The organism is Ruegeria sp. YTSA064 (genome assembly GCF_059610325.1).
Genome location: NZ_JBXWNK010000009.1, coordinates 92206 through 117654 on the forward strand (window position 1 = coordinate 92206; position 25449 = coordinate 117654).

The following is a 25449-nucleotide window of genomic DNA, read 5'->3' on the forward strand; positions in this document are numbered from 1 at the left end:
CACCTGAAACGTCGCGGAATCGTGAATTCTTGGCGGTGCGCCTACACATTCCCTTGAGAATTTGTCACTACCTGATCGAAAGGCACACGTAAGGTGCCGTGTTTACAAATAGGGGTAATCGTTGTGCCGGAAGCTCAAAGTCGTCTAGATTTGTTCATTGATCGCATGGTCTCGCAGCGTGCTTGTTTGGATTATGCAATCGCGCAGACCACCGGGCATGAAGGCCCGGTATTTGAGCTTGGGCTGGGAAATGGGCGCACTTATCATCACATGGTTCAGCATATAAAGGACCGCCCAGTTTATGTTTTTGAACGTGCGGTCGCCTCGCACCCCGATTCAACCCCGCCCGATGATCGCGTAATTTTGGGTGACGTGCGTGAAACGCTACCCGCATCAGTCGCGCAGTTTGGCGCGTCGGCCAGTCTGATCCACGCCGATCTAGGAGGACATAACCGGCAAAAGAACGATACATTTGCCCGTCTCGTCTCACCTTTGATCGAGCCGCTATTGGCGCGAGGTGGGCTGATGGTCTCGAGTGATCGTATGTATTTCGAGGATCTGACCGAGCTGCCGCTGCCTAGTGGTGCGGTTGAGGGTCGCTGCTTCATCTATCAACGCTGATCTGCCGTGGGGTCAATTTGTGATCGGACTCGCGCTGTAGCACTGGGGCGGTCTAACGTTTGGGGTGTGAAGCCTCAGAGGGGATCGTCAAATGCTGTTCTATGATTGCTCGACCGCGCCCAGCCCACGCCGTGCCCGGATGTTTATTGCAGAGAAAGGGTTGAATATTGAGACGCGCGAAATCTCGATCGCAAGTGGCGAGCAACTGAGTGATGCCTTTCGGGCGGTGAACCCCGGCGCGACGATCCCGGTGCTGATCACGGATGAAGGTTCTGTGCTCACCGAAAATCTCGGCATTGCAGCCTATCTCGAAGCGCGTTTTCCTGAGCCTGCGTTGATGGGTCGAACAGAGGATGAAAAGGGCAAAGTTCTGATGTGGAACGCCATTGCCGAGCAGCAATGCGGTGCGCCGATTGCCGAGACGTTGCGCAATACCCATCCCTCGTTCAAAGACCGCGCCATTACAGGCCCCGCGAACTATGCGCAGATTCCCGAACTAGCGCAGCGCGGAACTGCACGGGTGGGCGCGTTTTTTGATTTACTAGAGGCCCGTCTGCGCGAAAATGATTTCGTATCAGGGGGCGCGTTCACGCTCGCTGACATCACCACATTTGTATTTGTCGATTTTGCACGTGTCATCAAGATGCGCATTCCTGACGACAACACAGCCACACAAGCTTGGTTTGATTCCATCCGCGCGCGACCAAGTGCCCGGATTTAACGCGCGTTTTTATACAAGGCACAGAACTGTACAGAAATGTCTAGACAGAAGTGAACAGTGCGTCTAGCGTCCCCAGCGAGTCATCCAGGGAGGTTGGGATGAAATCGCAGTATCGCGTAGTGGTAATTGGCGGCGGCGTTGTGGGCGCTTCGGTTCTGTATCACCTTGCCAAGTTCGGCTGGTCGGATGTGGTGATGTTGGAGCGTCGGCGCCTGGCCTCGGGCTCGTCCTGGCATGCGGCGGGTGGCATCCATGCGCTGAACGCCGATCCCAACATGGCGTCGCTTCAGGCCTATACTATCGATTTGCTCAGCGAGATTGAAAAGGAATCGGGCCAGAATATCGGCCTACACATGACCGGTGGCCTGACGCTGGCAGGCACGCCCGAACGTTGGGAGTGGCTGCAGGCCAACTACCGCATCTTCCAGTCCATCGGCATTGACGATTGTGAGTTGCTGTCGCCGGAGGAGGCGCAGAAACGCTGCCCGATCATGTCAACCGACGGCGTGCTAGGCGCAATGTGGGCGGACCGCGAAGGCTATATCGACACCACTGGAACAGTTCAGGCCTATGCCACGGCGGCTAAAAAGCGCGGAGCCGAGTACTATGAGGAAACCAAGGTCGAACGCCTGACGCAGACCGCGGATGGTTGGGAAGTTGTGACCGACAAGGGCACCATCACGTGTGAGCATGTGGTCAATGCCGCAGGTCTCTGGGCCAAGCAGGTGGGCCGTATGGCAGGGGTGGAACTGCCGGTGTCGCCACTCAAACACCACTATCTGATCACTGATACAGTGCCTGAGGTCGCCGAGGCTGATTTTGAGATGCCGATGACTGTCGACCTCGAAGGTTTTACCTATATGCGGCAGGACCAGAAGGGTGTTCTGGTTGGCATCTACGAAGTCGATCATGAACACTGGGCCATGGACGGTGCGCCTTGGAATTACGGCGAAGAGCTGTTTCAGGAACAGCTTGACCGGATCGAGAACGAATTGACGCTGGGCTTTGAACGCTATCCGTCGATCCAGAATGTCGGCATCAAGACATGGGTGAATGGCGCGTTTACCTTCTCGCCTGATGGCAACCCGTTGGTCGGTCCGGTCCCGGGCAAGCGCGGTTATTGGTCAGCCTGTGCGGTGATGGCCGGGTTCCTGCAGGGTGGTGGCGTCGGCAAGACGCTGGCCGAGTGGATGATCCATGGCGAGCCCGAAGCCGACGCTTGGCCGATGGACGTGGCACGTTATGGCGATTTCGCTCAGAACAAACGTTATATCCGCGAGACAACGGGACAGTTCTATTCGCGCCGGTTCGTGATGACCTACCCGAACGAGCAACTGCCCGCAGGCCGCCCGCTGAAAATGGCTCCGGCCCATGACGCGATGACCGAGGCAGGCTGTAAATGGGGTGTTAGCTGGGACCTTGAAGTGCCGCTTTATTTCGCGCCGAACGGGTTCGAGGAGACGCCGACGCTCAAGCGGTCCAACGCGCATGACATCGTGGCTGAGGAGTGCAAGGCCATCCGCGAAGGTGTGGGCCTGCTTGATATCTCGGGTTTCTCGCGGTTTGAGGTCTCAGGTCCGAATGCCGAGGCGTGGCTCGACAAAGTCATGGCCTCAAAACTCCCCGCGCCGGGTCGGGCTAAACTGGCTCCAATGCTGGGCGAGAACGGACGGCTCAAGGGTGATCTGACTGTGCTCAACTGGGGCGATGGCACCTGGTGGATCATGGGCAGCTACTATCTGCGTGCCTGGCATATGCGTTGGTTCGATGATCACATGATGGATGGCGTCACGGTCCGCGATCTGGGTGAAGAATACTGTGGATTTGCCGTGGTTGGGCCGAGGTCAGAGACCGTGGTCGCGAAACTGGCAGAACAGGAAATCTCGGGCTTGAAATTCATGGGCTGTGGCGACTTCGATATTGGACTGGTCCGCGCCCGCGTTGCCCGGATGTCAGTGACGGGCGAGAAGGGGTACGAGATCAACTGCCGCTATGGCGACCATATCAAGCTACGCCGTATGCTGTTGGAGGCCGGGGCCGATGAGGAAATCCGCGAATGCGGTTTCAACGCGATGCTGTCGACGCGGCTTGAGAAGAGCTTTGGTATCTGGTCTGCAGAATTCACCCAGCTCTATACACCCGGCATGACCGGGATGGATCGCTGGATCGACTGGGACAAGGATTTTGTCGGCAAAGATGCGGCGCTGGCCGAGCGCGATGGCAACGGACCAGCGCAGGTACAGGTGACGCTTGAGGTCGACGCGTTGGACGCGGATGCCAGCGGGTATGAACCCATTTGGGCAGGCGGCGAACGTGTGGGTTTTGTGACGTCGGGAGGCTTTGGGCACTACACCGGCAAGTCCCTGGCCATGGCTCTGGTAGATCGCGACAAGGCTAATCCAGGGACAGAGCTGTCGGTGCATGTGGTCGGCGTTGAACGCCCAGCCCGCGTGGTTGAGCCGTCGCCGTACGACCCGCAGGGCAAAGCGATGCGAGGTTGATCATGGAAGCAGAGGCCGGAAGACGCCGTCGCCGAGGGCGTGGGGCCGAGGCAGCCCCGCAACCCAGTCGTGACGTGAATTATCGTCAGCTGCGCAATCCGTTTCCGCAGATGGAGGTATTTCCGGCGGATCAGATTACTGACATGCACGAGACGGCCTTGCGCACGCTGGAAGGATTGGGTGTGAAGGTCCTGCTGCCCGAGGCGCGCAGGATTTATGCGCAGGGTGGTGCGCGTGTGAATGAAGATAATGAGATGGTCTTCATCGGGCGCGACATGGTCGAGGCTGCGATGGCGTCGGCCCCGAAATCCATTGCCTGCCGCGCCGGGGCGCGGCGCAGGGATTTCACGCTGGAGCTCGGTTCTTTGGTGTTCCAACCCGGGGCTGGTGCTCCGAATGCGACTGACCTGGAGCGCGGGCGCAGGCCTGCGAACGGGCAAGACTATCTGGAGTTCCTCAAGCTCACGCATCATTTTGATGTCTTCCAGATGATCTCGCCTCAGGTCGAACCGCAGGACGTGCCCACCAACGTCAGGCACTATTTCACCACCCAAGCGCAAATGGAATTGACGGACAAATTCCCCTTCTTCTTCTCGCGCGGAACGCCTCAGGTGATGGACTGTTTTGAGATGCTGTCCATGGCGCGCGGGCTAAGCGATGATGAGTTTCGGGGCAATCCGCATTGTTACACGATTATCAACACCAATAGCCCGCGGACGCTGGATATTCCGATGGCGCAGGGGCTGATCGATTTTGCGCGCCACGGGCAGATGTCGATCATCACCCCATTTACCCTGATGGGCGCGATGGCGCCAATCACTGTTGCGGGGGCCATCACCCTGTCGCATGCCGAGGCGCTCGCGGCTTTGACCCTGACGCAGCTAGCAAACCCCGGCGCGCCAGTGTGCTATGGGACCTTCACCAGCAACGTTGATATGAAATCCGGTGCGCCTGCGTTTGGAACGCCTTCGCATTTTCAGGCGTCGTTGGCCGCGGGGCAACTCGCACGATACTTAGGCCTGCCTTGGCGATCGGCGGCAGGGTCGGCTTCGAACATCAATGACGTACAGGCAGCCAACGAGAACCAGTTCGGTCTTTGGGGCTGCCTAATGTCCGGAGCGACAGTGATCATTCACTCAGCCGGTTGGCTTGAAAGTGGCCTGACGGTGTCCTTCGAAAAGATGATCTGTGATGCAGAAGTCCTGAACATGGTGGCCGAACTTTGCGCCGGAGCGCAGGCAGGTAATTCAGAGATAGGTTTCGATTCCGCGCTGAGCGAAGTTGAACCCAGCGGGCATTTCTTCGCGACCAGCCAGACGATGGAACGCTACAACACTGCATTTTACGAGCCACATATTCATGACTACGCCAATTTCGGGACTTGGACCGAGCGTGGTTCGGTCGACGCAAATCACCGGGCGACAGGCGTTTGGAAAGAAATTCTAGCGAATTTCGAAGCCCCGGCCCAGGATGTGAGCCGCCTTGGCGCGTTGCATGAATTCATCGCACGTCGCACGAAAGCAGGCGGTGCACCGCCGGAGAGTTGAATGAGCACAAAACCAATCCTCCACCGGGACGATCCGGAAGCTGAACCCTTGACCGGCAATATCAAGGTCACACGTGATGACTGGTTGAACGTCGCCATGGACGTCTTGATCTCGGATGGGGTCGAGCAGGTGAAGGTCATGAACCTGGCGGAACGTATGGCGGTCTCGCGCTCCTCGTTCTACTGGTACTTCAAGTCTCGGCAGGAGTTGTTGGATGCGTTGCTGGCGCGATGGCAGGCAACCAACACGGCAGCATTGATCGCACAATCCGAACTGCCTGCAGAGACGATAACGGCGGCTGTTTGCAATGTTCAGCGTTGTGTCGTGAACTCAGAGCTTTTTGATACGGCGCTTGATTTTGCCGTTCGAGATTGGGCACGACGATCGGGAAAGGTGCGACGCATGTTGGATCAATCCGACGCGAGACGTCTGGCAGCATTGCGCACGATGTTCATCCGTTTCAACTATGATGAGACCGAAGCCGAGACTCGTGCACGCGTACTGTACTATATGCAGATCGGATATGATCTGGCGCAGTTGAACGAGCCGATGGCGACCAGGCTATCGATGGTACCACACTATCTTTACGTCTTCACTGGGGTTGAGCCGCGACCCGAAGAAGTATCCGAATTCAGCGACTATGCGAAACGCCTTTGGGAGAGGACAGGACATGAGCCAACCTGATGCAATCATTATCGGAACCGGCGTAATTGGGGCTGCCATCGCCTTCGAGATGGCTAAGGCGGGTTGGAAAACTCTGTCACTGGACCGCAATACGCAAGTTGGGCATGGATCGACCGCCGGTTCATGCGCCATCGTTCGGATGCATTATTCGACTTTTGATGGTACGGCCTTCGCCTGGGAGGGATACCATTATTGGCGTGATTGGGCAGATTATCTGGGATTGTCAGATGATGCCAATCTGGCACAGTTCCGTGAAACCGGCTGTATGGTCATGAAGACGGAGGCCAATGGATTTCTTGAAAACCATAAGAAGTACAGTACCGAACTGGATTGTCCTTTTGAAGAATGGACACCGGAGAAGATCACGGAACATCTGCCGATTTACGCGTTAGACAGCTTCGCTCCGGCGCGGCGCATGGATGATCCAGAGTTTGGGCAATCGAACGGGGCACATGTTCAAGGCGCGGTTTTCTGGCCGAACGCGGGATATGTGACAGATCCGGCGTTGTCGGCCCAAAACCTGATGGATGCGGCGAAGTTGCATGGTGCTGACGTTCGCACCGGCGCTGAGGTGCGTGAAATACTGACCAGCGAGGGCCGCGTTGCGGGCGTCAAACTTACCTCGGGTGAAGAGATCCATGCCAAAGTGGTTGTAAACGTCGCTGGGCCCGGGTCGGCAATTGTTAACGAAATGGCTGGGGTTCTGGGTGACATGACCATCCAGACCCGCCCGCTGCGGCAGGAAGTCGTGCATGTACCGGCACCCGAAGGGTTTGATTTTGAGACACAAGGAACAATTGTCTCAGATAGCGACATCGCCCTTTATTGCCGCCCTGAGCATGGCAACCACATTCTGATCGGCTCGGAAGACCCGGCGTGCGATCCGCATCAGTGGTGCGAAGATGACGTGAATTATAACCAAGACTTTACAGACCAGTGGACAACACAAGCCATGCGTTACGCGCAACGCGTTCCCAGCCTGGGGATACCCTCGCGCACCCGGGGCGTCGTGGATTTGTACGATGCATCGACAGATTGGATTCCGATCTATGATAAATCCAGCCTTCCGGGGTTCTACATGGCCTGCGGCACCAGCGGGAACCAATACAAAAATGCTCCGATCGCGGGCAAGATGATGACCGCTTTGATCGGCTATGTCGAAGGCGGCGCAGATCATGATGCCAATCCGTTGCAGTTCGATTTGCCCTATTTAGGCCGGACTATCGACACCGGATTTTATTCCCGCAAACGGCCCATCAATACCGAAAGCAGCTTTTCGGTTCTCGGTTAAGACACCTCCGCGCGCGCTGTTTCGAAGCTCTCTTCGCGTACCGGTCCGAACCCTCGTATCTGGTCCGCCGCCGAGAACGCGCGCAACCACTCCGCTTCTGATCGTGCTGTCGGATTGGTCTGATACATGTTCAGAAGCTCTTCAAACCAATTTAGGATATTACGGTGCAGCCGCGCTTCGGCGTGATATCCGAACGGGTTCAGAGGTGATCCGCGCAATCCGCGCAACCGTGAAAGACCACGCAGAACCGGGTGCATCCATGCGCCCAACGCAATCTTGACCGGTCGCCTGCGCTCATCCTTGCGCCAACTCAGCAGCGGCGGGGCAAAATGGTATTTGGTTTTGTAATCTCCTTCGAACTGCTGTGAGAGTTCCGCGGAAAAGTCCGGGGATGTCTGCAGTCGGGCGACCTCAAATTCGTCCTTATAGGCCATGAAACGGAACAGATTTCGAGCAATCGTCTCAACAAGGCGGTCCGAGATATCAGACTTTGACGATCGGAGCGCCTTGATCCGCTGTGCGTAGCGGTTGGCATATTCGGCGTCCTGATAGTCAGTAAGAAAGGCAACCCGCCGCTCGATCAACTGGTCCAGTGTGTCCTCTGTCTCGGTCGGTTGAGCCAATCCCTGAACGCGTTCCGGATCAACTGCCAAACACCGTCCAAGGGCAAAAGCCAGCCGGTTCTTTTTGACCGCGACACCGTTTAGAAGAATTGCCTGCGACAGCGCGGTGTGTGACACAGGTACCAGCGCCTTTTGCCAAGCATAGCCCAACATAATGACATTGGCGAAGACCGTACCGCCTAACAGCGCCTCGGCCATCGCGTTTGCGTCAAGGCTGGTTAAATTTTCCGCACCCACTACGTCTGCAATCGCCTGCTCCCGCGCGTCAACCCGTAGTTGGGCATCACGATGCAGCACAAGATCTCCGGTAGGCATCTCGGCCCGGTTCAGAACGACGCGCGTCCCCGGCGCATAGTGAGCCGATGCTTTGGGGGCCGAGCTTACAACCACATCGCATCCGATCACAGCATCTGCAGCGCCCTGATCAATGCGCACCTGGTTGAGCGTATCAGGTTCTTTACCGAGGCGGATGTAGCTCAGTACGGTTCCGAATTTCTGCGCAAATCCGGTGAAATCCAGAACCGAAGCCCCCTTACCTTCTAGATGCGCCGCCATGGTGATCAAGGCTCCGACCGTAACCACCCCGGTGCCTCCGACGCCTGTCACCAACAGATCAAAGGGGGACCCCAGAGATGCGGCTGAGGGCAGGGGCAGTCCCGCCTCAAGCGCATCAAGATCCAGATCGACGCTCTGCTTGCGCCGAGTTGCGCCCTCAATGGTCACGAAACTGGGGCAGAACCCGTTCAGGCACGAGAAATCCTTGTTGCAGGAGCTCAGATTAATCTTGCGCTTGCGGCCCAGCGGCGTTTCACGCGGTTCGACACTAAGGCAGTTCGATGCCACCGAACAATCGCCACAGCCTTCGCAGACGAGATCATTGATCCAAACAAATTTCTGTGGGTCTTCCATCATGCCGCGCTTGCGGCGGCGTCGCTTTTCGGTCGCGCAAGTCTGTTCGTAGATCAGAACGGTGACACCGGGTATGTCGCGCAGCTCGCGTTGCAAGCTGTCCATTTCTGCCCGGTCATGAAATGTAGTTCCCGCAGGGAATTCAGCACGGCCGAACTTGGTGATGTCATCCGAGACCAGTGCGATCCGCTCGACCCCCTCGGCGCGGCAGGTTTGCGCGATGCCTGCAACGCTGACGGGCCCGTCCACCGGCTGCCCTCCGGTCATTGCGACCGCATCATTGTAGAGGATTTTATACGTGATATTCGTTCCGGCCGCGACCGTCTGACGGATCGCGAGAGAACCTGAATGGTACCACGTCCCTTCGCCCAGATTCTGAAAGATATGCTTGCCGCCATTGAATTGTGAGGCCACCACGTGAGGCACGCCTTCTCCTCCCATCTGGGCATAGCCGACCGTCTCGCGATCCATCCACGAGGCCATGACATGGCAGCCGATCCCGCTAGCAGCGGTGGACCCGTCGGGAACTTTGGTCGAAGTGTTATGAGGACATCCCGAGCAGAAGTAAGGCGTCCGCGTCGCGCCCGAGACATTGATTTCGGGCGGAGGTGTCTCGGTTAAAGCCCGTGCCTTGGCGGGCAGGTTTTCTTCTGGAAAGAACGTGTCAAGGCGGGCGGCCACTATGGGGGCCAGCATCAATGGGCTAAGTTCCCCGGTCCACGGGATCAGCGGCTCGCCGTGACTGTCATACTTCCCCACCATCTTATGGGGTTTATCGCCGGGCCAGTCATAGAAGTACTCTTTAAACTGACTTTCGATGATGCCGCGTTTTTCTTCGACAACCAGAACCTCGGCCTTGCCTTTCACAAAGCGCAACGCGTTGCGGCGGGCCAGCGGCCAGACCATGCCGACTTTGTAGATGTCGATCCCCAAGCGGCGGCAAGCGGCTTCATCAAGGCCGAGTAGACGCAGCGCCTCCATCAAATCAAGGTGACCTTTGCCGGTGGTCACAAATCCGAACTTGGCGTTGTCGATGTCATAGATGCGCCGGTCGATGGGGTTTTCTTCGGCAAATGCCCGGACGGCACGCAGCTTGTGTTGTATGCGGGTCTCGATTTCAGGCGAGGGCAGGTCGGCTGTCCGCACATGCAAGCCGCGTTCTGGCAGATCGATCCGGGGTAGGGTGAAACTGCGGTCCGGGCGCAGATCGACCGAACGCGCGCTTTCGACTGTTTCCGAGATCGCCTTGAACCCGACCCACGTGCCCGAAAAGCGGGAAAGAGCGAAACCGTATTCGCCGAATTCCAGATATTCCTCGACCGAGGCCGGGTTCAATGTGGGCATAAACCACGCCATGAAGGCCACGTCCGATTGGTGCGGCATCGACGAACTGACGCAACCGTGGTCGTCGCCCGCCACCACAAGCACGCCGCCTTTCGGGGCGGAACCATAAGCATTGCCATGTTTTAGCGCATCGCCTGAGCGGTCGACGCCAGGGCCTTTGCCGTACCACATCGAAAAGATGCCCTCGACTTCGCAATGTGGGTCCAACGTGGCCTGCTGAGCGCCCAGTACGGCTGTTGCGCCCAGGTCCTCGTTCACAGCGGGCATGAAGGTGATTCTGTCAGCTATTAATCGCTCTTTGGCGCGCCACAGCTCTAGGTCCAACCCGCCCAGTGGCGATCCGCGATAGCCAGAGACAAAACCTGATGTATTCAAACCTGCCTGCCGATCGCGCCGCGCCTGATCCATCATGATCCGCGCGAGGGCCTGAGTGCCCGTCAAAAAGACCCGGCCTTGAGTTAGGGAATAGCGATCGTCGAGTTGATAGGTGCGAATATTTCGGTCGAGGTGGCTCATTGCATCGGGTCCATGGGATTATGCCTTTGGTTGAGGAAATTTTAACCCAGTTCGAATGGTTAACCGTTCCATTTTGTGTGCCGAGATACGATATTTTGGAAAAAAAACTCACAATAGATCAAAATACAGATTAGAACATCCAATATGATTACTCTAGATGACCGAGACCGCCGAATTCTGACGCTGCTGCAGAATGACAGTCGAATTTCGAATGCAGATTTAGCCGACACAGTGGGGATGTCGGCCTCGGCGCTTTGGCGCAGAGTGCGCGCTCTTGAAGACGCAGGGATAATCGAACGCTATGGTGCCTTGGTGAATCCGCCGGCGATGGGATTGACGTTCGAAGCAATCGTACATGTGCATCTGACGCGACACGATCCGGACAAAATCGTCGACTTCATCCGAGCGGTGGAACTAAGCCCCGAAATCCAGGAATGCTATGCAACTACGGGGCAGGCGGACTACCACTTGCGTGTCCTTTGCCGAGATCTGGCGGCTTACAATACGTTTCTGGAGGACTTCCTGTTTCGACTGCCAGCCGTTGCCAGTGCGCAGACCAATGTGGTGTTGCGTACAATCAAAAGAAATCAACCGATCGTGCCTTAAGCTTCAGGCTGCGAAGACCACCCAAGCCCAGGCCATCCCGATATAGGTCAGGTTATGAAGCAATTGATCCAGACCAGCAGCGCGCCAGAAAGCTGCCTGATTGGGTTGTAGCTGTTTGCGATCTGAGTAATTGGCTTTTGCGAAATCTATGTGGAAATGCACGATCCATTCCAATGCAGCAATGATCAGAATAAATTCTATCGGCGCACGAAAGAGCGCAAAGATAATAACCGATCCCACAACATGCACAGCTGCATGTTGCGCGCGTCCCATGTGGAAATACGTGCCACGCCCGGAAAGCATTTTGGGCGTCTGTAAATAATAATCGGCGAACATGTGCTTGATCTGAAGCAGGCAGAGCAACAGAAACACAGCGCCAAAGTTGGCAGGCAAATGAATCCTCCCGATATCGTCCTAAATCAGAAGATTAGGGGGTAATGGCCTGCCGCGCAAATGAACTTGTTCACACAACGCGAAATAAGCGCAAATCGGATTTTCATTTGCGTCTGAGGATACGATTGCGGTAAATTCGTGCCGTTGTATTCACACCAAAATCAGTGATTTGAGCGGTGGGTCATTAGTAGGGGCGGGTTCAATCGAGCGAACGATCTTTCGGTTCATCTGGAAATACTCCAAACGCGATCAGCTGATTCTACTGGCCGTGACGGCGACGCTATTTCCATTACTCTATCTCACCTTGGAGCTCCCCAAACGCATCATCAATGATGCAATCGGCGCGACCAGTCAGATCGTCGACGTTTGGGGATATAGCCTGACACAAACTGCATTCCTGACGATTCTCTGCTTTGCCTTTCTGGCTGCGGTGCTGGCGCATGGCCTAATGAAAATGCGCATCAACACCATGAAGGGTGTTTTGAGCGAACGGATGCTGCGTCGATTTCGGTATCAGTTGATCAATCGCGCGCTTAGATTTCCGCAGCCCTATTTTGAGCGTGTGAGCCAGGGCGAAATGGTGTCGATGGTCACCGCTGAAAGCGAACCCATGGGGGGCTTGATGGGGGATGCGATCAGTCAGCCTGTGCTGCAGGCGGGTCAGATGATCACGATTCTGTCCTTTTTGTTTCTGCAAAGCGTCTGGTTCGGTCTGGCTGCCGTCGCCTTGATTCCTTTACAGGCCTGGTTGATCCCCAAACTGCAGCGTCAAATCAATTTGCTGAACAAGAAGCGCATCCAGGAGGTCCGCGTACTGGCCGCCCAGATCGGTGAGAATGCCGCCGGTGCATCGACTTTGCGTGCCAATGGGGGCTGGCGGTATCGTCGTGCGATGATCTCGGACCAGTTGGGGCGGTTGTTCGCCATCCGCTTTGAGATCTATCAGAAAAAGTTTTTTATGAAGTTCATCAACAACTTCATCTCGCAGCTGACGCCCTTCATGTTTTATCTCGTCGGAGGCCTGCTGGTATTGCAGGGGTCGGTTTCTCTGGGCGCATTGGTGGCCGCGCTGGCCGCGTACAAGGACCTGAGCTCTCCCTGGAAGGAACTGCTGACTTACTACAACCAAACGCAGGACATGTCGCTGCGATGGGATGTTGTGATCGAGCGATTCGCACCGGAAGGCATGATTGACGAGGCGCTGTTCGAAGGCGAGCCTTCTGAACGCCTCCATTTGAATGGTGATATCGTGCTGGACCGGGTCTCGGTTCGCGATATTGATGGCAATCAGGTGCTTGACGATCTGAACCTGACTTTTCCGGCCGGCAAGACCATTGGTATCTCGGCAACCAGCGAAGAAGATCGTGATGCACTGACCGAATTGCTGATCCGAGAGATTGCACCGACATCTGGACGGATCGAAATCGGCGGCATCAATATGGCAGGCCTGCATCAGAGCGTTGTGGCAGCGCGGATCGGTCTGGCTACCTCTCGGCCGGTGATGTTTCAGGGTACGTTGGGCGAGAACGTGATTATGCCGATGCGCCCCCGACCATTGTCCACCTCATCTGATGATCCGAATTTTGCTGAAACGCTGCGCGCGGGTAACAGCGCGGATCCAATAGATACCAAATGGTTTGATCCGGGATTGGCCGGTTTTGACGATACCGATCAGTTGCGTGAATGGTGGCTGCAGTTGATAGACGGCATGGGTTCAGGTGCCGCTCTGTTTCGGCGCGGAGCAGAACAGACCTTTGATCCCAATGAACATCCGGAGTTGGCGGCCAAATTGATTGAGCTGCGGCCATTGGTACAACAGGCAGTGCGTGAGGCTGGTCTGGCCGAGCAAGCTTTGGTTTTTGACCGGTCCACTTATAACCCCGCATTACCGGTTGCTGAAAACCTCTTGTTCGCGACGCCCTGCGTGCCAGTCAATCAACAACTTCTGGCCCGCCAAACCGTGTTTCTGGGTCAGTTGCGTGAGCTGGGGCTGGATGAAACTCTGGTCAGTCTGACCCGTGACGTGATTGAAATGCTACGCCAGATCTTCGGACTGGATGGAACCGACCACCCATTGTTCCGCAAACTCGGGCTCGAGGCTCAAACCTACGAGGCTGCGGTCGAATTGGTTGAGCAAACCCGCAAAGAAGGCACACAGGGCTTGGACGACGAGCAATTGGCCAGCTTGTTGTCGGTGCCGTTTGTGATCTCGGCGGAACAGATCGGTCCTGCGTTTTCGGACGAGCTAAAAAATCGCATCCTCGAGCTTCGCCACAGCCACTCGGAAAAATTGCTGGAACCTCTGCACGATGTTTTTGTGCCTTTGAATGAGAACGCCTTTGCACCTGGCCTGACTGTCATGGAAAATGCGTTATTCGGTAAGGTCAGCCAGATTGGTGGAGCGCGAACCGATGAGGCACGCAAGCTGATCGTCGATGCGTTGGCTGAAAATGGCGCGCGTCCGTTGGTGGTTGAACTGATCTATGATGTGCCGGTTTCACTTGGTGGTCAGAACTTGCCGGCGGTGTTTGCTGAACCCTTGGCCTTTACGCGCGCAACAATCAAAAAGCCCGATATTTTGATCCTGGAAACTGCGTTGGCCAGCTATGACATGGAAACGCAGGTCGCGGTTTACAAAAATCTGCGTGAACTTTTGCCCGAAACTACGGTAATCTACTTGAATGATACGTTCGAAAATCCAGATGTTTTCGACATGCATGTCGAAATTCGTCAGGGTCGGGTCGTGACTGGCGAAGGCCCAACCGACGTCGAGGGTGACAGCGCTGCATCTGCCGACCTGAGTCGCAAATTGCGAGCGCTTGAACAAACACCGTTGTTCTCGGGTCTTGACCGCCGTCAGCTCCGCCTGCTGGCCTTTGGTGCGCGCTGGTTCGAGGCCAAGGCCGGCCAGGTGGTGTTCCTAAAGGACGACCAGCCAACCGATGGGGCCTATGTCGTCCTCGAGGGCGAAGCGGGTCTTTATCTGCCGCGTTCGGGCGAGGACGACCAACTTATCATAACCGTTGGCGCGGGTGCTTTGGTTGGTGAGCTCGGATTGATCCGTAAAGAGCCACGGGCCTTGAGCATGGTGGCAGAAACGGACCTGTCCTGTCTGCGAATTGGTGAAGAAGAATTCCTGGCCGTGGTCGAAAATGATGCTGCCACAGCCTTCAAGCTGCTGCAGGTGATCGCAGGATATGTCTCGAACTGATCGGCCTAGGCATCTGGCTCACAAAACAGGCTATAGAGAAGTTCGATCATCTGCGCAGCTTTGCCATCATTCAGTGCGTAATAGATCGTTTTGCCATCGCGTCGGGTTTTCACCAGTCCTTCGTCGCGTAAGCGTGCAAGCATCTGGCTGACCGCTGCCTGCCGAAGCACCAGCAAATCCTCCAACTCTCCTACAGAACGCTCGCCGTCTCCCAGATGGCACAGGATCATCAGGCGACCTTCATGTGCCAGGGCCTTGAGGAATACCGCTGCTCGTGCCGCACTTTCTTTCATATCTGCGGGGGTTTCCCCCGACAAAATTTGAGTGTCGTTATCCTGAGGTCTCACGCAACAACCTAAGATCTACTTCTGGGTCGGATCAATATGCCTTACTTGCCGTCCGATTGTCACCCCTCGACCAAAGGAGCGCCGCCCTGAAATGCATTTCCATTTACATAGTCGCAGGGCGCTTCCTGCATCTCTAAGTGCAGACCATCACCTATGTAGGGGTGCGCGCGCGCAAGATCCTCGTCAACGTCAATACCAAGCCCGGGCTTTGTGGGAGGAGTGACAAAGCCCTCGTTGACTCGAAAGCTTCCTTTGATCAGTTGGTCGTGAAACGGCGTTTCGATACTTTCCAGAAGCAACAGGTTTGGAATCGATGCCGCCAGATGAATGTTGGCAGCCCACTCAATCGGGCCCGCATATAGATGCGGCGCCATCTGCGCGTTAAAAACCTCGGCCATGGCGGCGACCTTCTTCATCTCCCAGATGCCGCCTGCACGGCCAAGTGCGGGTTGCAGTATTTCGGCGGCGCCTGCGCGCAATACCGCGCCGAATTCGGCCTTGGTCGTCATCCGCTCACCCGTCGCGACAGGTATGCGGACATTGCGCGCCACGCGAGCCATATCTTCGATCATGTCCGGAGGAGTGGGCTCCTCAAACCACAACGGAGAATAGGGTTCCAGCGCTTGCCCCAGGCGAATTGCTCCGGCGGTGTTGAACTGACCGTGGGTGCCGAATAGCAAGTCGGCCTTGTCTCCGACGGCCTCGCGGATGGCCTTACAGAATGCAACTGACATTGAGATATCCGACATAGCAGGCATATGCCCGCCGCGGATCGTATAGGGCCCCGCCGGATCGAATTTGATAGCTGTGTAGCCGCGTCGAACCATTTCCGCCGCACTTTCACCGGCCTGTTCCGGCGAGGTCCAGAAGCCAGCCAGATCGTGCTGAGGAAGCGGGTAGAGATAGGTATAGGCCCGGATACGGTCGTTCATCCTGCCGCCCAGAAGTGCATAGACCGGTCGATCCCGATCTTTGCCAAGAATGTCCCAGCATGCGATCTCCAAGCCCGAAAACGCGCCCATGACAGTCAGATCCGGGCGCTGCGTAAATCCGCTGGAGTAGGCACGGCGGAACATCAATTCGATATTCTCGGGATTCTCCCCTTGCATGTGCCGTTCGAACACATCGCGGATGACATGAGTCATAGCATCCGGTCCGACCGAGGATGCATAGCATTCTCCCCATCCCACCACACCCGTATCGGTCGAGACTTTGACCAGAATCCAATAGCGCCCACCCCAGCCTGGGGCCGGAGGGGCGGTAACGATGACATCGAGATCCTGCAGTTTCATTAGGCGCTCCTTTCAGGGATTCAGTCGTGGTCGAACATGATCACATTGCGCTTGGCAGCACCGGTCTTGGTATCCTCGATGGCTTCGTTGATCTGTGAAAGGGACCAGCGACCCGAGATCAACTCGTCCAGTTTCAGCCGCCCCTGTTCATAGAGATCAATCATCCACGGAATATCGCGCTGGATCACAACGTCCCCCATTTTTGATCCAACCATGCCTTGCCCAAGCGCTGCCAAAACGACGGGTTCATAGCTGGACATGTCACCGGAATGCGGCATCCCGATCATGATCGCTTTGCCACCGCGGCCCAGATAGCGCGGGGCCTGGTCATAGGCCGGGATTGCACCAACGGTGATCAGAACCGCGTCTGCTCCACGCCCGCCAAGCGCTTTATACGCGGCTTTCCAAGGTTCCTTGAGGCTGCCCAGAACGCCATGCGTCGCTCCGAACTCTTTAGCGATCTCAAGCTTTTCTTCGGTCATGTCGACGGCAACGATACGGCGCGCGCCGGCGATACGTGCGCCTTGAATCGCATTTAGGCCAACCCCACCGGCACCAATCACTACAACATCCTGCCCGGGGCGCAATTCAGCGGCGTTTACGGCTGCACCGACCCCGGTGATCACGCCGCACGAGAGCAGGCTGGCGAGATCCTTTGGTAAAGTTTCGGGAATTCTGACGATCTGACGATGGCTGACCACGACCTTCTCGGCGAATGCACCGCATGCCATCGCTTGTTCCAATGCGCCCCCGTCTGCGGTTCGTAGCGGTCCTTTGATCGTGTCATAGGGCGTTTCGCAAATGGTGGGTTTTCCCCCAGCGCACGAGGGGCATGACCCGCACGCACGGATCAGTGTCACGACCACCGGATCACCAACCCTAAAATCGCCCGCACCGTCTCCGACTGCCGAGATTATCCCAGCGGCCTCATGCCCGTAGACGGCAGGTAGGTGACCGCCCCATGCCCCGCTGGCGAATGAGATATCCGAATGGCAGATTGCCACGGCCTCAAGCGTAACTTCTACCTCACCCATTCCAGGTGGCGCGATCAGAATGTCTTCGATGATCAGCGGTTCGCCGAACGCCCGGCACACGGCTGCTTTGATGGATTGCATGTTTTTCCCCGTTCCCGTTTGAGCTCACGGTGGCGCGTCCTGGCCCAACCTGCAAGGTGGTTTCCGTCACGTATATGTCGTTGTTATGCCAATGCGGCGCGCGCGTTCATAAATGCAGCAGGCTGTTATCAATCTTTCCGCCTCGCATTCCACAAGAGCCGAACGAATAGCTGGGCCAGTTTTGCACCCCGCCTTCGCGGTGATTGCGATCGCTTGTCATCGGGCCCCGGTCACATTCGTTCCGAGATCTGGTGCATCAATCCGGCCAGATGCTCAGGGTGCGAGAAGAACGGTGAATGAGAACTGTCGATGGTCAGGCGCATACCGGCGTCTGCGCATCCAGCCATTTCGGCTTGATACTCGGTCGGCACTGTACGGTCATCAGTCGTTCGGATGTATCCTTTTGGGACGCTGGCGAAGTTTTTGCCTGTATCTAATGGTGTCGCTTGCGGCGCGATAGCTTGGGGGCATAAGCGACCAAACGCGTAGGCCACAACCTCATGCGGGCAGTCATGATAAAACAGATCATGAACCCGATCCGGCACAACCGTATACGATAGACCATCAGAAGACTTTTCGACGGCATCACCTATCAACTGGCGAGGCGCGCGTTTACGCATTTCAATCATGGAAAGCCCGGATTGCGGGACATATGCGCTGAGATAAATTACACCCCGCATGGCGTCCGGATCAGCCTCGGCAGCCGCGCTGACGGGATAACCGCCCCAGGAGTGTGCCACGATGATCGATTGTGGTGTTGAGGCTTTCAAAATTGAATCCCGGCAGGACTCGAGGGTCACATCCTGAATTGGAGTTGGGTCCGAACCATGGCTTGGCATATCGATAGCGCGGGCAGAATGCCCGAATGTGGTCAGTTCCGGAATCAGGTCACGCCAGCACCAGGCGCCGTGGCATGACCCGTGGACTAGTAAGAAGTCCGCCAACTGTTTCTCCTTCAGATATGGTCGATCTCGATCAGGAAATCGCCAAGCAATTCGGCATATTCCCTTGGGCGTTCGACACATGGCAGATGACCCGCCCGTCGGATCAGTGCAAAGCGCGAGCCAGGTATCAGATCAACCGTTTCACGTACCAGATCGGGCGGAGTCGAACCGTCCTCGCTGCCGGCAATTCCCAATGTGGGCAGCTGCAGTCCGCTGGTGGGCGTATAGAAATCTGTGCCCGAAATTGCGGCACAACACCCCAGATAGCCCTCAACTGGTTGCCGAACCATCATGTTTCGCCACAGGGGCATCTCGGGGCCGGACTGGAAGTGTTTCGAGAACCAACGCTCCATTGTGGCGTCGGCAAGGGCTTCGATTCCACCGGCCCGGACGGCTGCCATACGGTCATGCCAGATTTTCGGCGTCCCAATCTTGGCAGCGGTATTGGACAGCACCAGTGCGCGGACCTGATCCATGCGTTTTACCGCCAATCCCTGCGCTATCATCCCGCCAATGGACAGGCCGACAAACACGCAGTCTTTTACCTCGAGATGATCCAACAGTTGTTCAGCATCTCGTACCAAGCTCCCCATTGAGTAGGGGCCGGCTGGTTGGGACGATAATCCGTGTCCGCGTTTATCGAATCTGATGATCCGTAACCCCTTGGGCAGAAAAGGTATAATCGGGTCCCAAAGGCGCATGTCGGTACCCAGTGAATTGGCGAATACAATGGGGGCTCCATCGACATCTCCGTCAATTCGATAGTGTAGACTTACGTCTTTCAGGTCAGCGATATGCATGTAATCGGTCCCCGTCTGCTCAGGGTGCCTAATAAAACAAACTCGATCAGATTTTGCACCGATCGCTTCCGATTGTCAGGTAAGGAATTCCAACGCTTGTTCAAATATCTTCGGATCTACATTCCCGCCCGAGGCCACGACGATTACGGTATCCCCTTCAATCTGATCTTTCCGAAACAGCGCTGACGCCAAAGACACCGCTCCACCTGGTTCCAATACTATTTTGAGGCGCAAAAAGGCGAGGGCCACGGCGTGCAGTGCCTCTTGTTCAGATACTGCAAGTCCGGGGCCGCAAAGCCGTTGAAGAATCGGAAAGGTAATTCGCCCCGGTTGCGGTGTCAGGATTGCGTCGCAGATGTTACCGGATGAGGCATTGTTGCTTTGGATTGCGCCAATCTGCAAAGAGCGTTTCACATCGTCAAACCCCTCGGGCTCACATGGGCGCGCGCGTAGGCCGGGCGCATGATGTTCCAGAGCCAGTGCAATGCCAGAGGTCAACCCACCTCCGCCGCAACACACGAGGACATCGCCTTCGGTCACGTCAAGCTCGTGCGCTTGACGCGCCAATTCCAATCCCGTCGTACCTTGCCCTGCAATCACTTGCGGCTCATCATAGGGTCGGATCAGAGTCAAACCGCGCTCAGTAGCCAGCGCTTCACCGATGTCTTCGCGGCTTTCGGTTGCACGGTCATAGAGGACCACTTCACCCCCCAGCGCGCGGGTGTTTTCAATCTTCAGCTTCGGCGCATCCGACGGCATGACGATGACCGAAGATATCCCATGTTGTGTCGCAGCATAGGCAACGCCCTGCGCGTGATTGCCCGAGGAATAGGCGATCACCCCGCGGTTGCGCGCCGCGTCATCCAGCGCAGAGATGGCTGACCACGCGCCGCGAAACTTGAAACTACCGGTGTGTTGCAGGCATTCGGGTTTTACCAATACGCGGCGACCCGCGATTTCATCCAGAAAAGGTGATGACAGAAGCGGGGTCTCGCGCACGTGCCCTTTCAGCCTGTTGGCTGCGGCTTCGATCATGTCAATGTTGCTCATGTGGCATCCAATATTTGGTGGATAAGGTCGAGGGATTGCAGTTCGTTCAGGAACGGAACATGACCACGGTCCGGTACTTCGGTTGAGATCAGTTTAGGGTGGCGCGCGTGCATTTCTTGTACTGTGGCAGTGCTCAGCAGGTCGGAATTCGCACCCCGGATAACGCCAGTCGGGATATCGTGCAACGCGTCGAACAAAGGCCAGAGGTCAGGAGCGGGCGTTTTTGCTGCCTGTTCGATCAGAGCGTTTCTCAGGGCAGGGTCATAGCGCAGGTCCAGTCCGGTATCGGTCTGGATGTACTGGTTCTCAACCTGCTGCCTCCAGATGTCCAAAGAGACACCTGGGAATTGCGATTCCATCATGACCCCAAGGGCGTGAGCCGCATCGTCGTAGGTTTTTGGGGTTGGGCGGTTGCCGACATAGTCCATGATCTTGGCAATACCACCGAGTTCGATCACCGGTCCGACGTCATTCAGGATCACACCTGCCAGGCGGTCAGGAAGGCTGGTGGCCAGCGCCATGGTAATCAGCCCCCCGCGCGAGGTGCCCAATAGTGCCACCTTGCCCAAGCCCAGGTGATCCAGCAGTTCAACTGCATCCTGCCCCTCGCGCAGAATGTTGTAGTTCATGTAGTTCGCATCAAAATCGGATTTTCCGCGCCCGCGATAATCCATCGAAATCATTCGAAGATCCGCCACATGCGGTGCAAGAAATGAAAAGTCTCGGCAATTTCGGGTCAAACCCGCCAGGCAAAGCAGTGGCTGACCTGTACCTGTATCTTCGTAATAGAGGCGCCTGCCGTCCGAAGTGGTGAAATACGCCATCAAAGCCCCGCCAATTGCGGGATCGTCGTCAGGTCAGACAGCACATGGGCAGGTTTCCAAGGCAGGCGGTCCATCGGTTCCCCTGTGCGATTCACCCAAGCGGTAACAAATCCATAGCCGCTTGCCCCAGCGGCGTCCCAGCCGTTTGAACTGACGAATAGCACTTCGTCACGCGCGCAGCCAAACCGGTTTTGCACGAGGTCATAGACGCTGACATGGGGTTTGAAGACCCCGACGCTTTCAACCGACAACACGTCATCAAGCACATCTCCGATCCCAGCAGATTGAACCGCACCATCCAACATAGGAGGTGAACCGTTGGACAGGATGGCCGTCTGCATCCCGCCCGCTTTCAGTGCTTTAAGCATCTCGGGGACCTCAGGATAGGCCTGCAACTCCCAATACAAATCCAGTAAGCGCTGCCGAAGGGTGTTATCCCCTTGCAGGCCAACCGCTTCCAACGCCCAATCCAGCCCATCTTGCGTGACGTCCCAAAAGTCACAATGCGCATCAGCGACAGCACGCAGCCAAGTGTATTGCAGTTGCTTCAGACGCCAGTGACTGGCCAATTCGGGCCATTTATCCGCCAGCGCCCCGAACCCCGGTTCCGCTGCGGCCTGCCGGGCAGCAGCGGCCACGTCAAACAGAGTACCATACGCGTCGAACACACAAGTGGTGATAGCCATCCGATCCTCCCCTGATCGGGCGCAGGTAAACACAACCGGTTCAGGGGTTAAAGAGGGCAGGGTTTACAATGCCGTGTCAGCCTCTAGGCTGCGCCGTTCATTTCTTTTCAGGCCGGAGGCCATCATGACCGCAATCAAACAAGGCGACACGGTTCGCATCCACTACACCGGAACTCTGTTGGACGGCAAAGTCTTCGACAGTTCCGAGGGGCGTGATCCGCTTGAGTTTGCGGTTGGTTCAGGCCAGATCATCAAGGGTCTTGATGTGGCTCTGCCTGGCATGGAGGTCGGTGAGAAAAAGCGCGTTGAGATTGCCTGCACTGATGCCTATGGACCAATCAACCCGGGAATGCGACAGCAGATCCCGCGCGAAGGTATTCCGGACGACATACCTCCAGAGCCTGGTACGCAGTTGCAGATGCAAACGCCGGACGGTCAGGCACTGCCAGTGACTGTTGTCGAAGTAGATGAGGCGACAGTGACCCTGGATGCAAATCATCCATTGGCGGGGCAAGATCTGGTCTTTGATATCGAAATAGTTTCGATCAACTGATCCCGTTAAGATCAAAGGCCGGGGATATGTGACAACATAGGCTCAACCGCATCGCGTACGGGCGGTTGGGTCAGAAACACAAAGGCAATCAGCAGCGATGTGAGTATTAGCAGCAACAGACGTGCACGTCCGCTTCCTGACTTGCGTTTCAACGCTGGCGAGCGCGCGTTACTAGCAAGGATTTGTTCAAGTTTGCTCATATCGTAATCCCTGCGGGGCAAAGATGGTCAAATCTTGGCACCCGCAGGGAAAGATATGGTCACATGGCCTCGGGCTGAGGCATACCCAGAATATGATACCCACCATCGACACGGATGATCTCACCCGAGGTGTAGCTTCCCGCATCAGAAGCCAGATAAACGGCAGTGCCGCCAACCGCTTCAAGCGTCGCGTTCGAACGCATGGGGGCGTTCTGGTCGCAGAACTTGTAGGTCTTGCGCGCTCCGCCGATGGCGGCACCGGCCAGTGTTTTCATAGGGCCGGGTGAGATGGCGTTGACGCGGATGCCGTCGGGGCCCAGATCGTTTGCCAGATAACGGGTCGCAGATTCCAGCGCCGCTTTGGCGACGCCCATGACGTTGTAATTCGGCACTACCTTGTTCGAGCCCTGATAGGTTAGAGTCAGAAGCGTGCCGCCATTGTCCTTCATCAGCGGATAAGCGCGGCGTGCGACCTCGATAAACGAATAGGCCGACACATCCATTGAATGCTTGAAGTTCGCGCGTGTGGTGTTCAGGAAACGGCCCGTCAGTTCGTTCTTGTCCGAATAGGCGATAGCGTGGACGACAAAATCGATGGTCGGCCAGCGCTTTCCCAACTCACCAAACGCGCGGTCTAGTGAAGCGTCATCGGTGACATCCGCATCGACCATGAAGTCGCTGCCAAGGCTCTGGGCCAGAGGTTCCAGCCGCTTGCCGAACGCCTCGCCCTGATAGGTGAAAGCCAGTTCAGCACCCGCCTCGTGCATGGCTTTGGCGATGCCCCATGCAATCGAGCGGTCATTTGCCACGCCCATGATCAGGCCGCGTTTACCCTTGAGAATATCCGACATCTTGTTCACCCGTTATACTTCGACAGAACCATGGATCCGTTGGTGCCGCCAAAGCCGAAGCTGTTGGTCATCACGCTGTCCAGGCCTGCGTTTTCAACTACTTGAGTTGCAATTTCACCGGGCAGGATGCCTTCGGCAAGTGTGTCGACATTGATCGACGGAGTAATGAAATCATGTTCCAGCATCAGCAGGCAGAAGATTGCCTCAAGCGCGCCAGCCGCGCCCTGCGCGTGGCCGGTCATCGATTTGGTTGATGAAATCGGAGGTACGCTGCCTTCCCCAAAGATACGGCGTACGGCTTCGACTTCGCCTACATCGCCAACCGGGGTCGAGGTGCCGTGGGCGTTGATATAGCCGACCTTGCGGCCTTCGGGCACGGTCGACAGCGCCAGACGCATCGCGCGTTCGCCGCCTTCGCCAGAGGGTGCCACCATGTCGTGCCCATCAGATGTCGCGGCATAACCCGTGACTTCGGCATAAATCTTGGCGCCACGGGCCAGCGCATGTTCGAGCTCCTCAAGAACCACGATGCCGCCACCACCGGAAATTACGAACCCGTCGCGGTTCTGATCGAATGCGCGCGAGGCTTTGTCGGGCGTGTCGTTATATTTGGACGACATCGCACCCATCGCGTCGAACAGGCAGGACAGGGTCCAGTCCAGTTCTTCGCCGCCACCTGCGAACATCACGTCCTGCTTGCCCAGCATGATTTGTTCCGCAGCGTTGCCGATGCAATGCAGCGACGTCGAACAGGCCGAAGTGATCGAGTAATTGATGCCCTTGATCTTGAACGCGGTCGCAAGGTTCGCTGAAATCGTCGAGCACATGCATTTAGGCACTGCAAACGGGCCGATCCGTTTGGTCGCGCCGGTTTTCAGCACGGTTTGGTGTGAGGTCAGCATCGCGCTGGTCGAAGGTCCGCCCGAACCCGCGACCAGACCGGTGCGCGGATTGACGACCTGATCTTCGGTCAGCCCGGCATCAGCGATGGCCTGGCTCATCGCGATATGGGCATAAGCTGCGCCCGGTCCCATGAACCGCAGCGTGCGCTTGTCCACGTGATCGGCTACATCGATTTTCAGCGAACCGGCGATCTGGCTACGAAAGCCGTGTTCGACCATCTGTTCGTTGGCCTCAATGCCGGATTTGCCTGCTTTCAGCGAGGCAAGCACCTCTTCAGCGTTGTTCCCGATCGAGGACACAACCCCCAAACCGGTGACGACTACTCGACGCATGTGCGTACTCCTTGTTTCGGCCGGTCAGGCTCAGGCGTCTGACAGAACGACCTTCATGTCCTTGACGTCGTATATCAATTCGCCATCGGCTTCGACGATGCCATCTGCCACACCCATTGTCAGACGGCGCGTTTGTATCGCTTTTTTGAAATCAATTTTATAGGTCAGCATCTTCCGGTCCGGGCGCACCATCCCGGTAAGCTTGACCTCGCCGACGCCAACGGCCATGCCACGGCCTTGCCAGCCGCGCCAACCTAGGTTGAAGCCGGTCAGTTGCCACAGACCGTCCAAGCCCAGACAGCCGGGCATGATCGGGTTGCCGGGGAAATGGCAGTCAAAGAACCAAAGGTCGGGTGTAATATCAAATTCGGCCAGTACATGGCCTTTGCCATGCGCACCACCATCGCCCGAGATATCGGTGATCCGGTCCATCATCAGCATCGGCGGGGCGGGCAACTGCGCGTTGCCAGGGCCAAAAAGCTCGCCGCGGGCGCATTTCAGCAGATCGTCCTTGTCAAAACTGCTTGGGAATTGGGCCATTCTGCCGCCTCTCCTGCCTGGGTCTGTTCGTTATATCTGGTCTCG

At 56.6% G+C, this 25449-nt stretch carries 23 protein-coding genes; 9 read left to right on the forward strand and 14 right to left on the reverse strand.

The features are described from left to right. Positions 1 to 123 precede the first annotated feature (123 nt). The 6 genes from AC2FI7_RS14830 (at position 124) to AC2FI7_RS14855 (ending at position 7365) form a co-directional block, all read left to right on the forward strand. The gene (locus tag AC2FI7_RS14830; protein ID WP_029621662.1) at positions 124 to 621 is read left to right on the forward strand and encodes a class I SAM-dependent methyltransferase; all 498 of its coding nucleotides are present in this window, start codon (positions 124 to 126) and stop codon (positions 619 to 621) included. A 91-nt stretch (positions 622 to 712) separates the two neighbouring features. Next, a complete protein-coding gene (locus AC2FI7_RS14835) occupies positions 713 to 1342 on the forward strand; it encodes a glutathione S-transferase family protein (RefSeq protein WP_010437953.1) in 630 nt (209 codons plus the stop codon). A 98-nt stretch (positions 1343 to 1440) separates the two neighbouring features. Then, a complete protein-coding gene (locus AC2FI7_RS14840) occupies positions 1441 to 3843 on the forward strand; it encodes a GcvT family protein (protein ID WP_010437955.1) in 2403 nt (800 codons plus the stop codon). Positions 3844 to 3845: 2 nt separating this feature from the next. After that, positions 3846 to 5390, forward strand: coding sequence for a trimethylamine methyltransferase family protein (locus AC2FI7_RS14845; protein WP_496816536.1), 1545 nt, complete (start codon positions 3846 to 3848; stop codon positions 5388 to 5390). Continuing rightward, positions 5391 to 6074, forward strand: a complete 684-nt coding sequence (locus tag AC2FI7_RS14850) for a TetR/AcrR family transcriptional regulator (RefSeq protein WP_010437959.1) — start codon at positions 5391 to 5393, stop codon at positions 6072 to 6074. Next, positions 6061 to 7365, forward strand: coding sequence for an NAD(P)/FAD-dependent oxidoreductase (locus tag AC2FI7_RS14855; RefSeq protein ID WP_010437960.1), 1305 nt, complete (start codon positions 6061 to 6063; stop codon positions 7363 to 7365). The genes AC2FI7_RS14850 and AC2FI7_RS14855 overlap by 14 nt, the downstream gene beginning before the upstream one ends. On the opposite strand, the gene AC2FI7_RS14860 is transcribed toward AC2FI7_RS14855, so the two are convergent. Next, positions 7362 to 10757, reverse strand: a complete 3396-nt coding sequence (locus tag AC2FI7_RS14860; RefSeq protein WP_496816534.1) for an indolepyruvate ferredoxin oxidoreductase family protein — start codon at positions 10755 to 10757, stop codon at positions 7362 to 7364. The two genes, AC2FI7_RS14855 and AC2FI7_RS14860, sit on opposite strands and share 4 nt — an antisense overlap. A 144-nt stretch (positions 10758 to 10901) precedes the next feature. On the opposite strand from AC2FI7_RS14860, the gene AC2FI7_RS14865 reads away from it, so the two are divergent. Beyond that, entirely contained in the window at positions 10902 to 11363 is a 462-nt protein-coding gene (locus AC2FI7_RS14865) for an Lrp/AsnC family transcriptional regulator (protein ID WP_010437964.1), read from the forward strand. A gap of 3 nt (positions 11364 to 11366) precedes the next feature. On the opposite strand, the gene AC2FI7_RS14870 is transcribed toward AC2FI7_RS14865, so the two are convergent. Continuing rightward, entirely contained in the window at positions 11367 to 11756 is a 390-nt protein-coding gene (locus AC2FI7_RS14870; protein ID WP_010437966.1) for a DUF3307 domain-containing protein, read from the reverse strand. 169 nt (positions 11757 to 11925) lie between these two features. Between AC2FI7_RS14870 and AC2FI7_RS14875 the strand changes: the two genes are divergently transcribed. Then, positions 11926 to 14967 carry an ABC transporter transmembrane domain-containing protein gene (locus AC2FI7_RS14875; protein ID WP_496816532.1) on the forward strand — a complete coding sequence of 1014 codons (3042 nt, stop codon included), beginning with the start codon at positions 11926 to 11928 and terminating at the stop codon, positions 14965 to 14967. 5 nt (positions 14968 to 14972) lie between these two features. Here AC2FI7_RS14875 and AC2FI7_RS14880 read toward each other — a convergent pair whose 3' ends face one another. The 8 genes from AC2FI7_RS14880 to AC2FI7_RS14915 all read right to left on the reverse strand — a co-directional run bounded on the left by AC2FI7_RS14880 (position 14973) and on the right by AC2FI7_RS14915 (position 22025). Beyond that, a complete protein-coding gene (locus AC2FI7_RS14880; RefSeq protein ID WP_010437970.1) occupies positions 14973 to 15260 on the reverse strand; it encodes an ArsR/SmtB family transcription factor in 288 nt (95 codons plus the stop codon). 113 nt (positions 15261 to 15373) lie between these two features. Next, positions 15374 to 16606 (reverse strand): mandelate racemase/muconate lactonizing enzyme family protein, encoded by a 1233-nt coding sequence (locus AC2FI7_RS14885; RefSeq protein ID WP_010437973.1) that lies wholly within the window; start codon positions 16604 to 16606, stop codon positions 15374 to 15376. A 20-nt stretch (positions 16607 to 16626) separates the two neighbouring features. Next, positions 16627 to 17721, reverse strand: coding sequence for a Zn-dependent alcohol dehydrogenase (locus AC2FI7_RS14890; RefSeq protein ID WP_010437975.1), 1095 nt, complete (start codon positions 17719 to 17721; stop codon positions 16627 to 16629). Positions 17722 to 17951: 230 nt separating this feature from the next. After that, positions 17952 to 18665, reverse strand: coding sequence for an alpha/beta fold hydrolase (locus AC2FI7_RS14895; RefSeq protein WP_010437976.1), 714 nt, complete (start codon positions 18663 to 18665; stop codon positions 17952 to 17954). Positions 18666 to 18676: 11 nt separating this feature from the next. Then, positions 18677 to 19465 (reverse strand): 3-oxoadipate enol-lactonase, encoded by a 789-nt coding sequence (gene pcaD, locus AC2FI7_RS14900; RefSeq protein WP_496816530.1) that lies wholly within the window; start codon positions 19463 to 19465, stop codon positions 18677 to 18679. A 75-nt stretch (positions 19466 to 19540) separates the two neighbouring features. Further along, positions 19541 to 20515, reverse strand: coding sequence for a threonine ammonia-lyase (locus AC2FI7_RS14905; protein ID WP_496816528.1), 975 nt, complete (start codon positions 20513 to 20515; stop codon positions 19541 to 19543). Then, positions 20512 to 21339 carry an alpha/beta fold hydrolase gene (locus AC2FI7_RS14910; protein WP_496816526.1) on the reverse strand — a complete coding sequence of 276 codons (828 nt, stop codon included), beginning with the start codon at positions 21337 to 21339 and terminating at the stop codon, positions 20512 to 20514. The genes AC2FI7_RS14905 and AC2FI7_RS14910 overlap by 4 nt, the downstream gene beginning before the upstream one ends. Continuing rightward, positions 21339 to 22025: a haloacid dehalogenase type II gene (locus AC2FI7_RS14915; RefSeq protein WP_496816524.1), complete on the reverse strand. Its 687-nt coding sequence runs from the start codon at positions 22023 to 22025 to the stop codon at positions 21339 to 21341. Before AC2FI7_RS14915 ends, AC2FI7_RS14910 begins: the two co-directional genes overlap by 1 nt. A 124-nt stretch (positions 22026 to 22149) precedes the next feature. On the opposite strand from AC2FI7_RS14915, the gene AC2FI7_RS14920 reads away from it, so the two are divergent. Continuing rightward, a complete protein-coding gene (locus AC2FI7_RS14920; protein WP_496816522.1) occupies positions 22150 to 22578 on the forward strand; it encodes an FKBP-type peptidyl-prolyl cis-trans isomerase in 429 nt (142 codons plus the stop codon). A gap of 11 nt (positions 22579 to 22589) precedes the next feature. Here AC2FI7_RS14920 and AC2FI7_RS14925 read toward each other — a convergent pair whose 3' ends face one another. Genes AC2FI7_RS14925 through fabA form a run of 4 tightly spaced genes read right to left on the reverse strand, consistent with a single transcriptional unit; the run spans position 22590 to position 25404 of the window. Further along, positions 22590 to 22778: a hypothetical protein gene (locus tag AC2FI7_RS14925; RefSeq protein WP_170781545.1), complete on the reverse strand. Its 189-nt coding sequence runs from the start codon at positions 22776 to 22778 to the stop codon at positions 22590 to 22592. A gap of 59 nt (positions 22779 to 22837) precedes the next feature. Beyond that, the gene (locus tag AC2FI7_RS14930) at positions 22838 to 23629 is read right to left on the reverse strand and encodes an enoyl-ACP reductase FabI (protein WP_010437983.1); all 792 of its coding nucleotides are present in this window, start codon (positions 23627 to 23629) and stop codon (positions 22838 to 22840) included. Between the two features lie 5 nt (positions 23630 to 23634). Beyond that, positions 23635 to 24864, reverse strand: a complete 1230-nt coding sequence (gene fabB / locus AC2FI7_RS14935; RefSeq protein ID WP_010437985.1) for a beta-ketoacyl-ACP synthase I — start codon at positions 24862 to 24864, stop codon at positions 23635 to 23637. A gap of 30 nt (positions 24865 to 24894) precedes the next feature. Next, positions 24895 to 25404 (reverse strand): bifunctional 3-hydroxydecanoyl-ACP dehydratase/trans-2-decenoyl-ACP isomerase, encoded by a 510-nt coding sequence (fabA, locus tag AC2FI7_RS14940; protein WP_010437986.1) that lies wholly within the window; start codon positions 25402 to 25404, stop codon positions 24895 to 24897. Positions 25405 to 25449: the final 45 nt, after the last annotated feature.

What these genes read in the sequence shown, in the direction of transcription:
- AC2FI7_RS14890 (WP_010437975.1), bottom strand. Translation starts at nt 17,721, where the DNA reads ATGCAATCCATCAAAGCAGCCGTGTGCCGGGCGTTCGGCGAACCGCTG.
- AC2FI7_RS14835 (WP_010437953.1), top strand. Translation starts at nt 713, where the DNA reads ATGCTGTTCTATGATTGCTCGACCGCGCCCAGCCCACGCCGTGCCCGG.
- AC2FI7_RS14850 (WP_010437959.1), top strand. Translation starts at nt 5,391, where the DNA reads ATGAGCACAAAACCAATCCTCCACCGGGACGATCCGGAAGCTGAACCC.
- AC2FI7_RS14840 (WP_010437955.1), top strand. Translation starts at nt 1,441, where the DNA reads ATGAAATCGCAGTATCGCGTAGTGGTAATTGGCGGCGGCGTTGTGGGC.
- AC2FI7_RS14885 (WP_010437973.1), bottom strand. Translation starts at nt 16,606, where the DNA reads ATGAAACTGCAGGATCTCGATGTCATCGTTACCGCCCCTCCGGCCCCA.
- fabB (WP_010437985.1), bottom strand. Translation starts at nt 24,864, where the DNA reads ATGCGTCGAGTAGTCGTCACCGGTTTGGGGGTTGTGTCCTCGATCGGG.
- AC2FI7_RS14865 (WP_010437964.1), top strand. Translation starts at nt 10,902, where the DNA reads ATGATTACTCTAGATGACCGAGACCGCCGAATTCTGACGCTGCTGCAG.
- AC2FI7_RS14860 (WP_496816534.1), bottom strand. Translation starts at nt 10,757, where the DNA reads ATGAGCCACCTCGACCGAAATATTCGCACCTATCAACTCGACGATCGC.
- AC2FI7_RS14880 (WP_010437970.1), bottom strand. Translation starts at nt 15,260, where the DNA reads ATGAAAGAAAGTGCGGCACGAGCAGCGGTATTCCTCAAGGCCCTGGCA.
- AC2FI7_RS14855 (WP_010437960.1), top strand. Translation starts at nt 6,061, where the DNA reads ATGAGCCAACCTGATGCAATCATTATCGGAACCGGCGTAATTGGGGCT.
- AC2FI7_RS14930 (WP_010437983.1), bottom strand. Translation starts at nt 23,629, where the DNA reads ATGTCGGATATTCTCAAGGGTAAACGCGGCCTGATCATGGGCGTGGCA.
- AC2FI7_RS14920 (WP_496816522.1), top strand. Translation starts at nt 22,150, where the DNA reads ATGACCGCAATCAAACAAGGCGACACGGTTCGCATCCACTACACCGGA.
- AC2FI7_RS14925 (WP_170781545.1), bottom strand. Translation starts at nt 22,778, where the DNA reads ATGAGCAAACTTGAACAAATCCTTGCTAGTAACGCGCGCTCGCCAGCG.
- pcaD (WP_496816530.1), bottom strand. Translation starts at nt 19,465, where the DNA reads ATGCATATCGCTGACCTGAAAGACGTAAGTCTACACTATCGAATTGAC.
- fabA (WP_010437986.1), bottom strand. Translation starts at nt 25,404, where the DNA reads ATGGCCCAATTCCCAAGCAGTTTTGACAAGGACGATCTGCTGAAATGC.
- AC2FI7_RS14905 (WP_496816528.1), bottom strand. Translation starts at nt 20,515, where the DNA reads ATGAGCAACATTGACATGATCGAAGCCGCAGCCAACAGGCTGAAAGGG.
- AC2FI7_RS14845 (WP_496816536.1), top strand. Translation starts at nt 3,846, where the DNA reads ATGGAAGCAGAGGCCGGAAGACGCCGTCGCCGAGGGCGTGGGGCCGAG.
- AC2FI7_RS14915 (WP_496816524.1), bottom strand. Translation starts at nt 22,025, where the DNA reads ATGGCTATCACCACTTGTGTGTTCGACGCGTATGGTACTCTGTTTGAC.
- AC2FI7_RS14910 (WP_496816526.1), bottom strand. Translation starts at nt 21,339, where the DNA reads ATGGCGTATTTCACCACTTCGGACGGCAGGCGCCTCTATTACGAAGAT.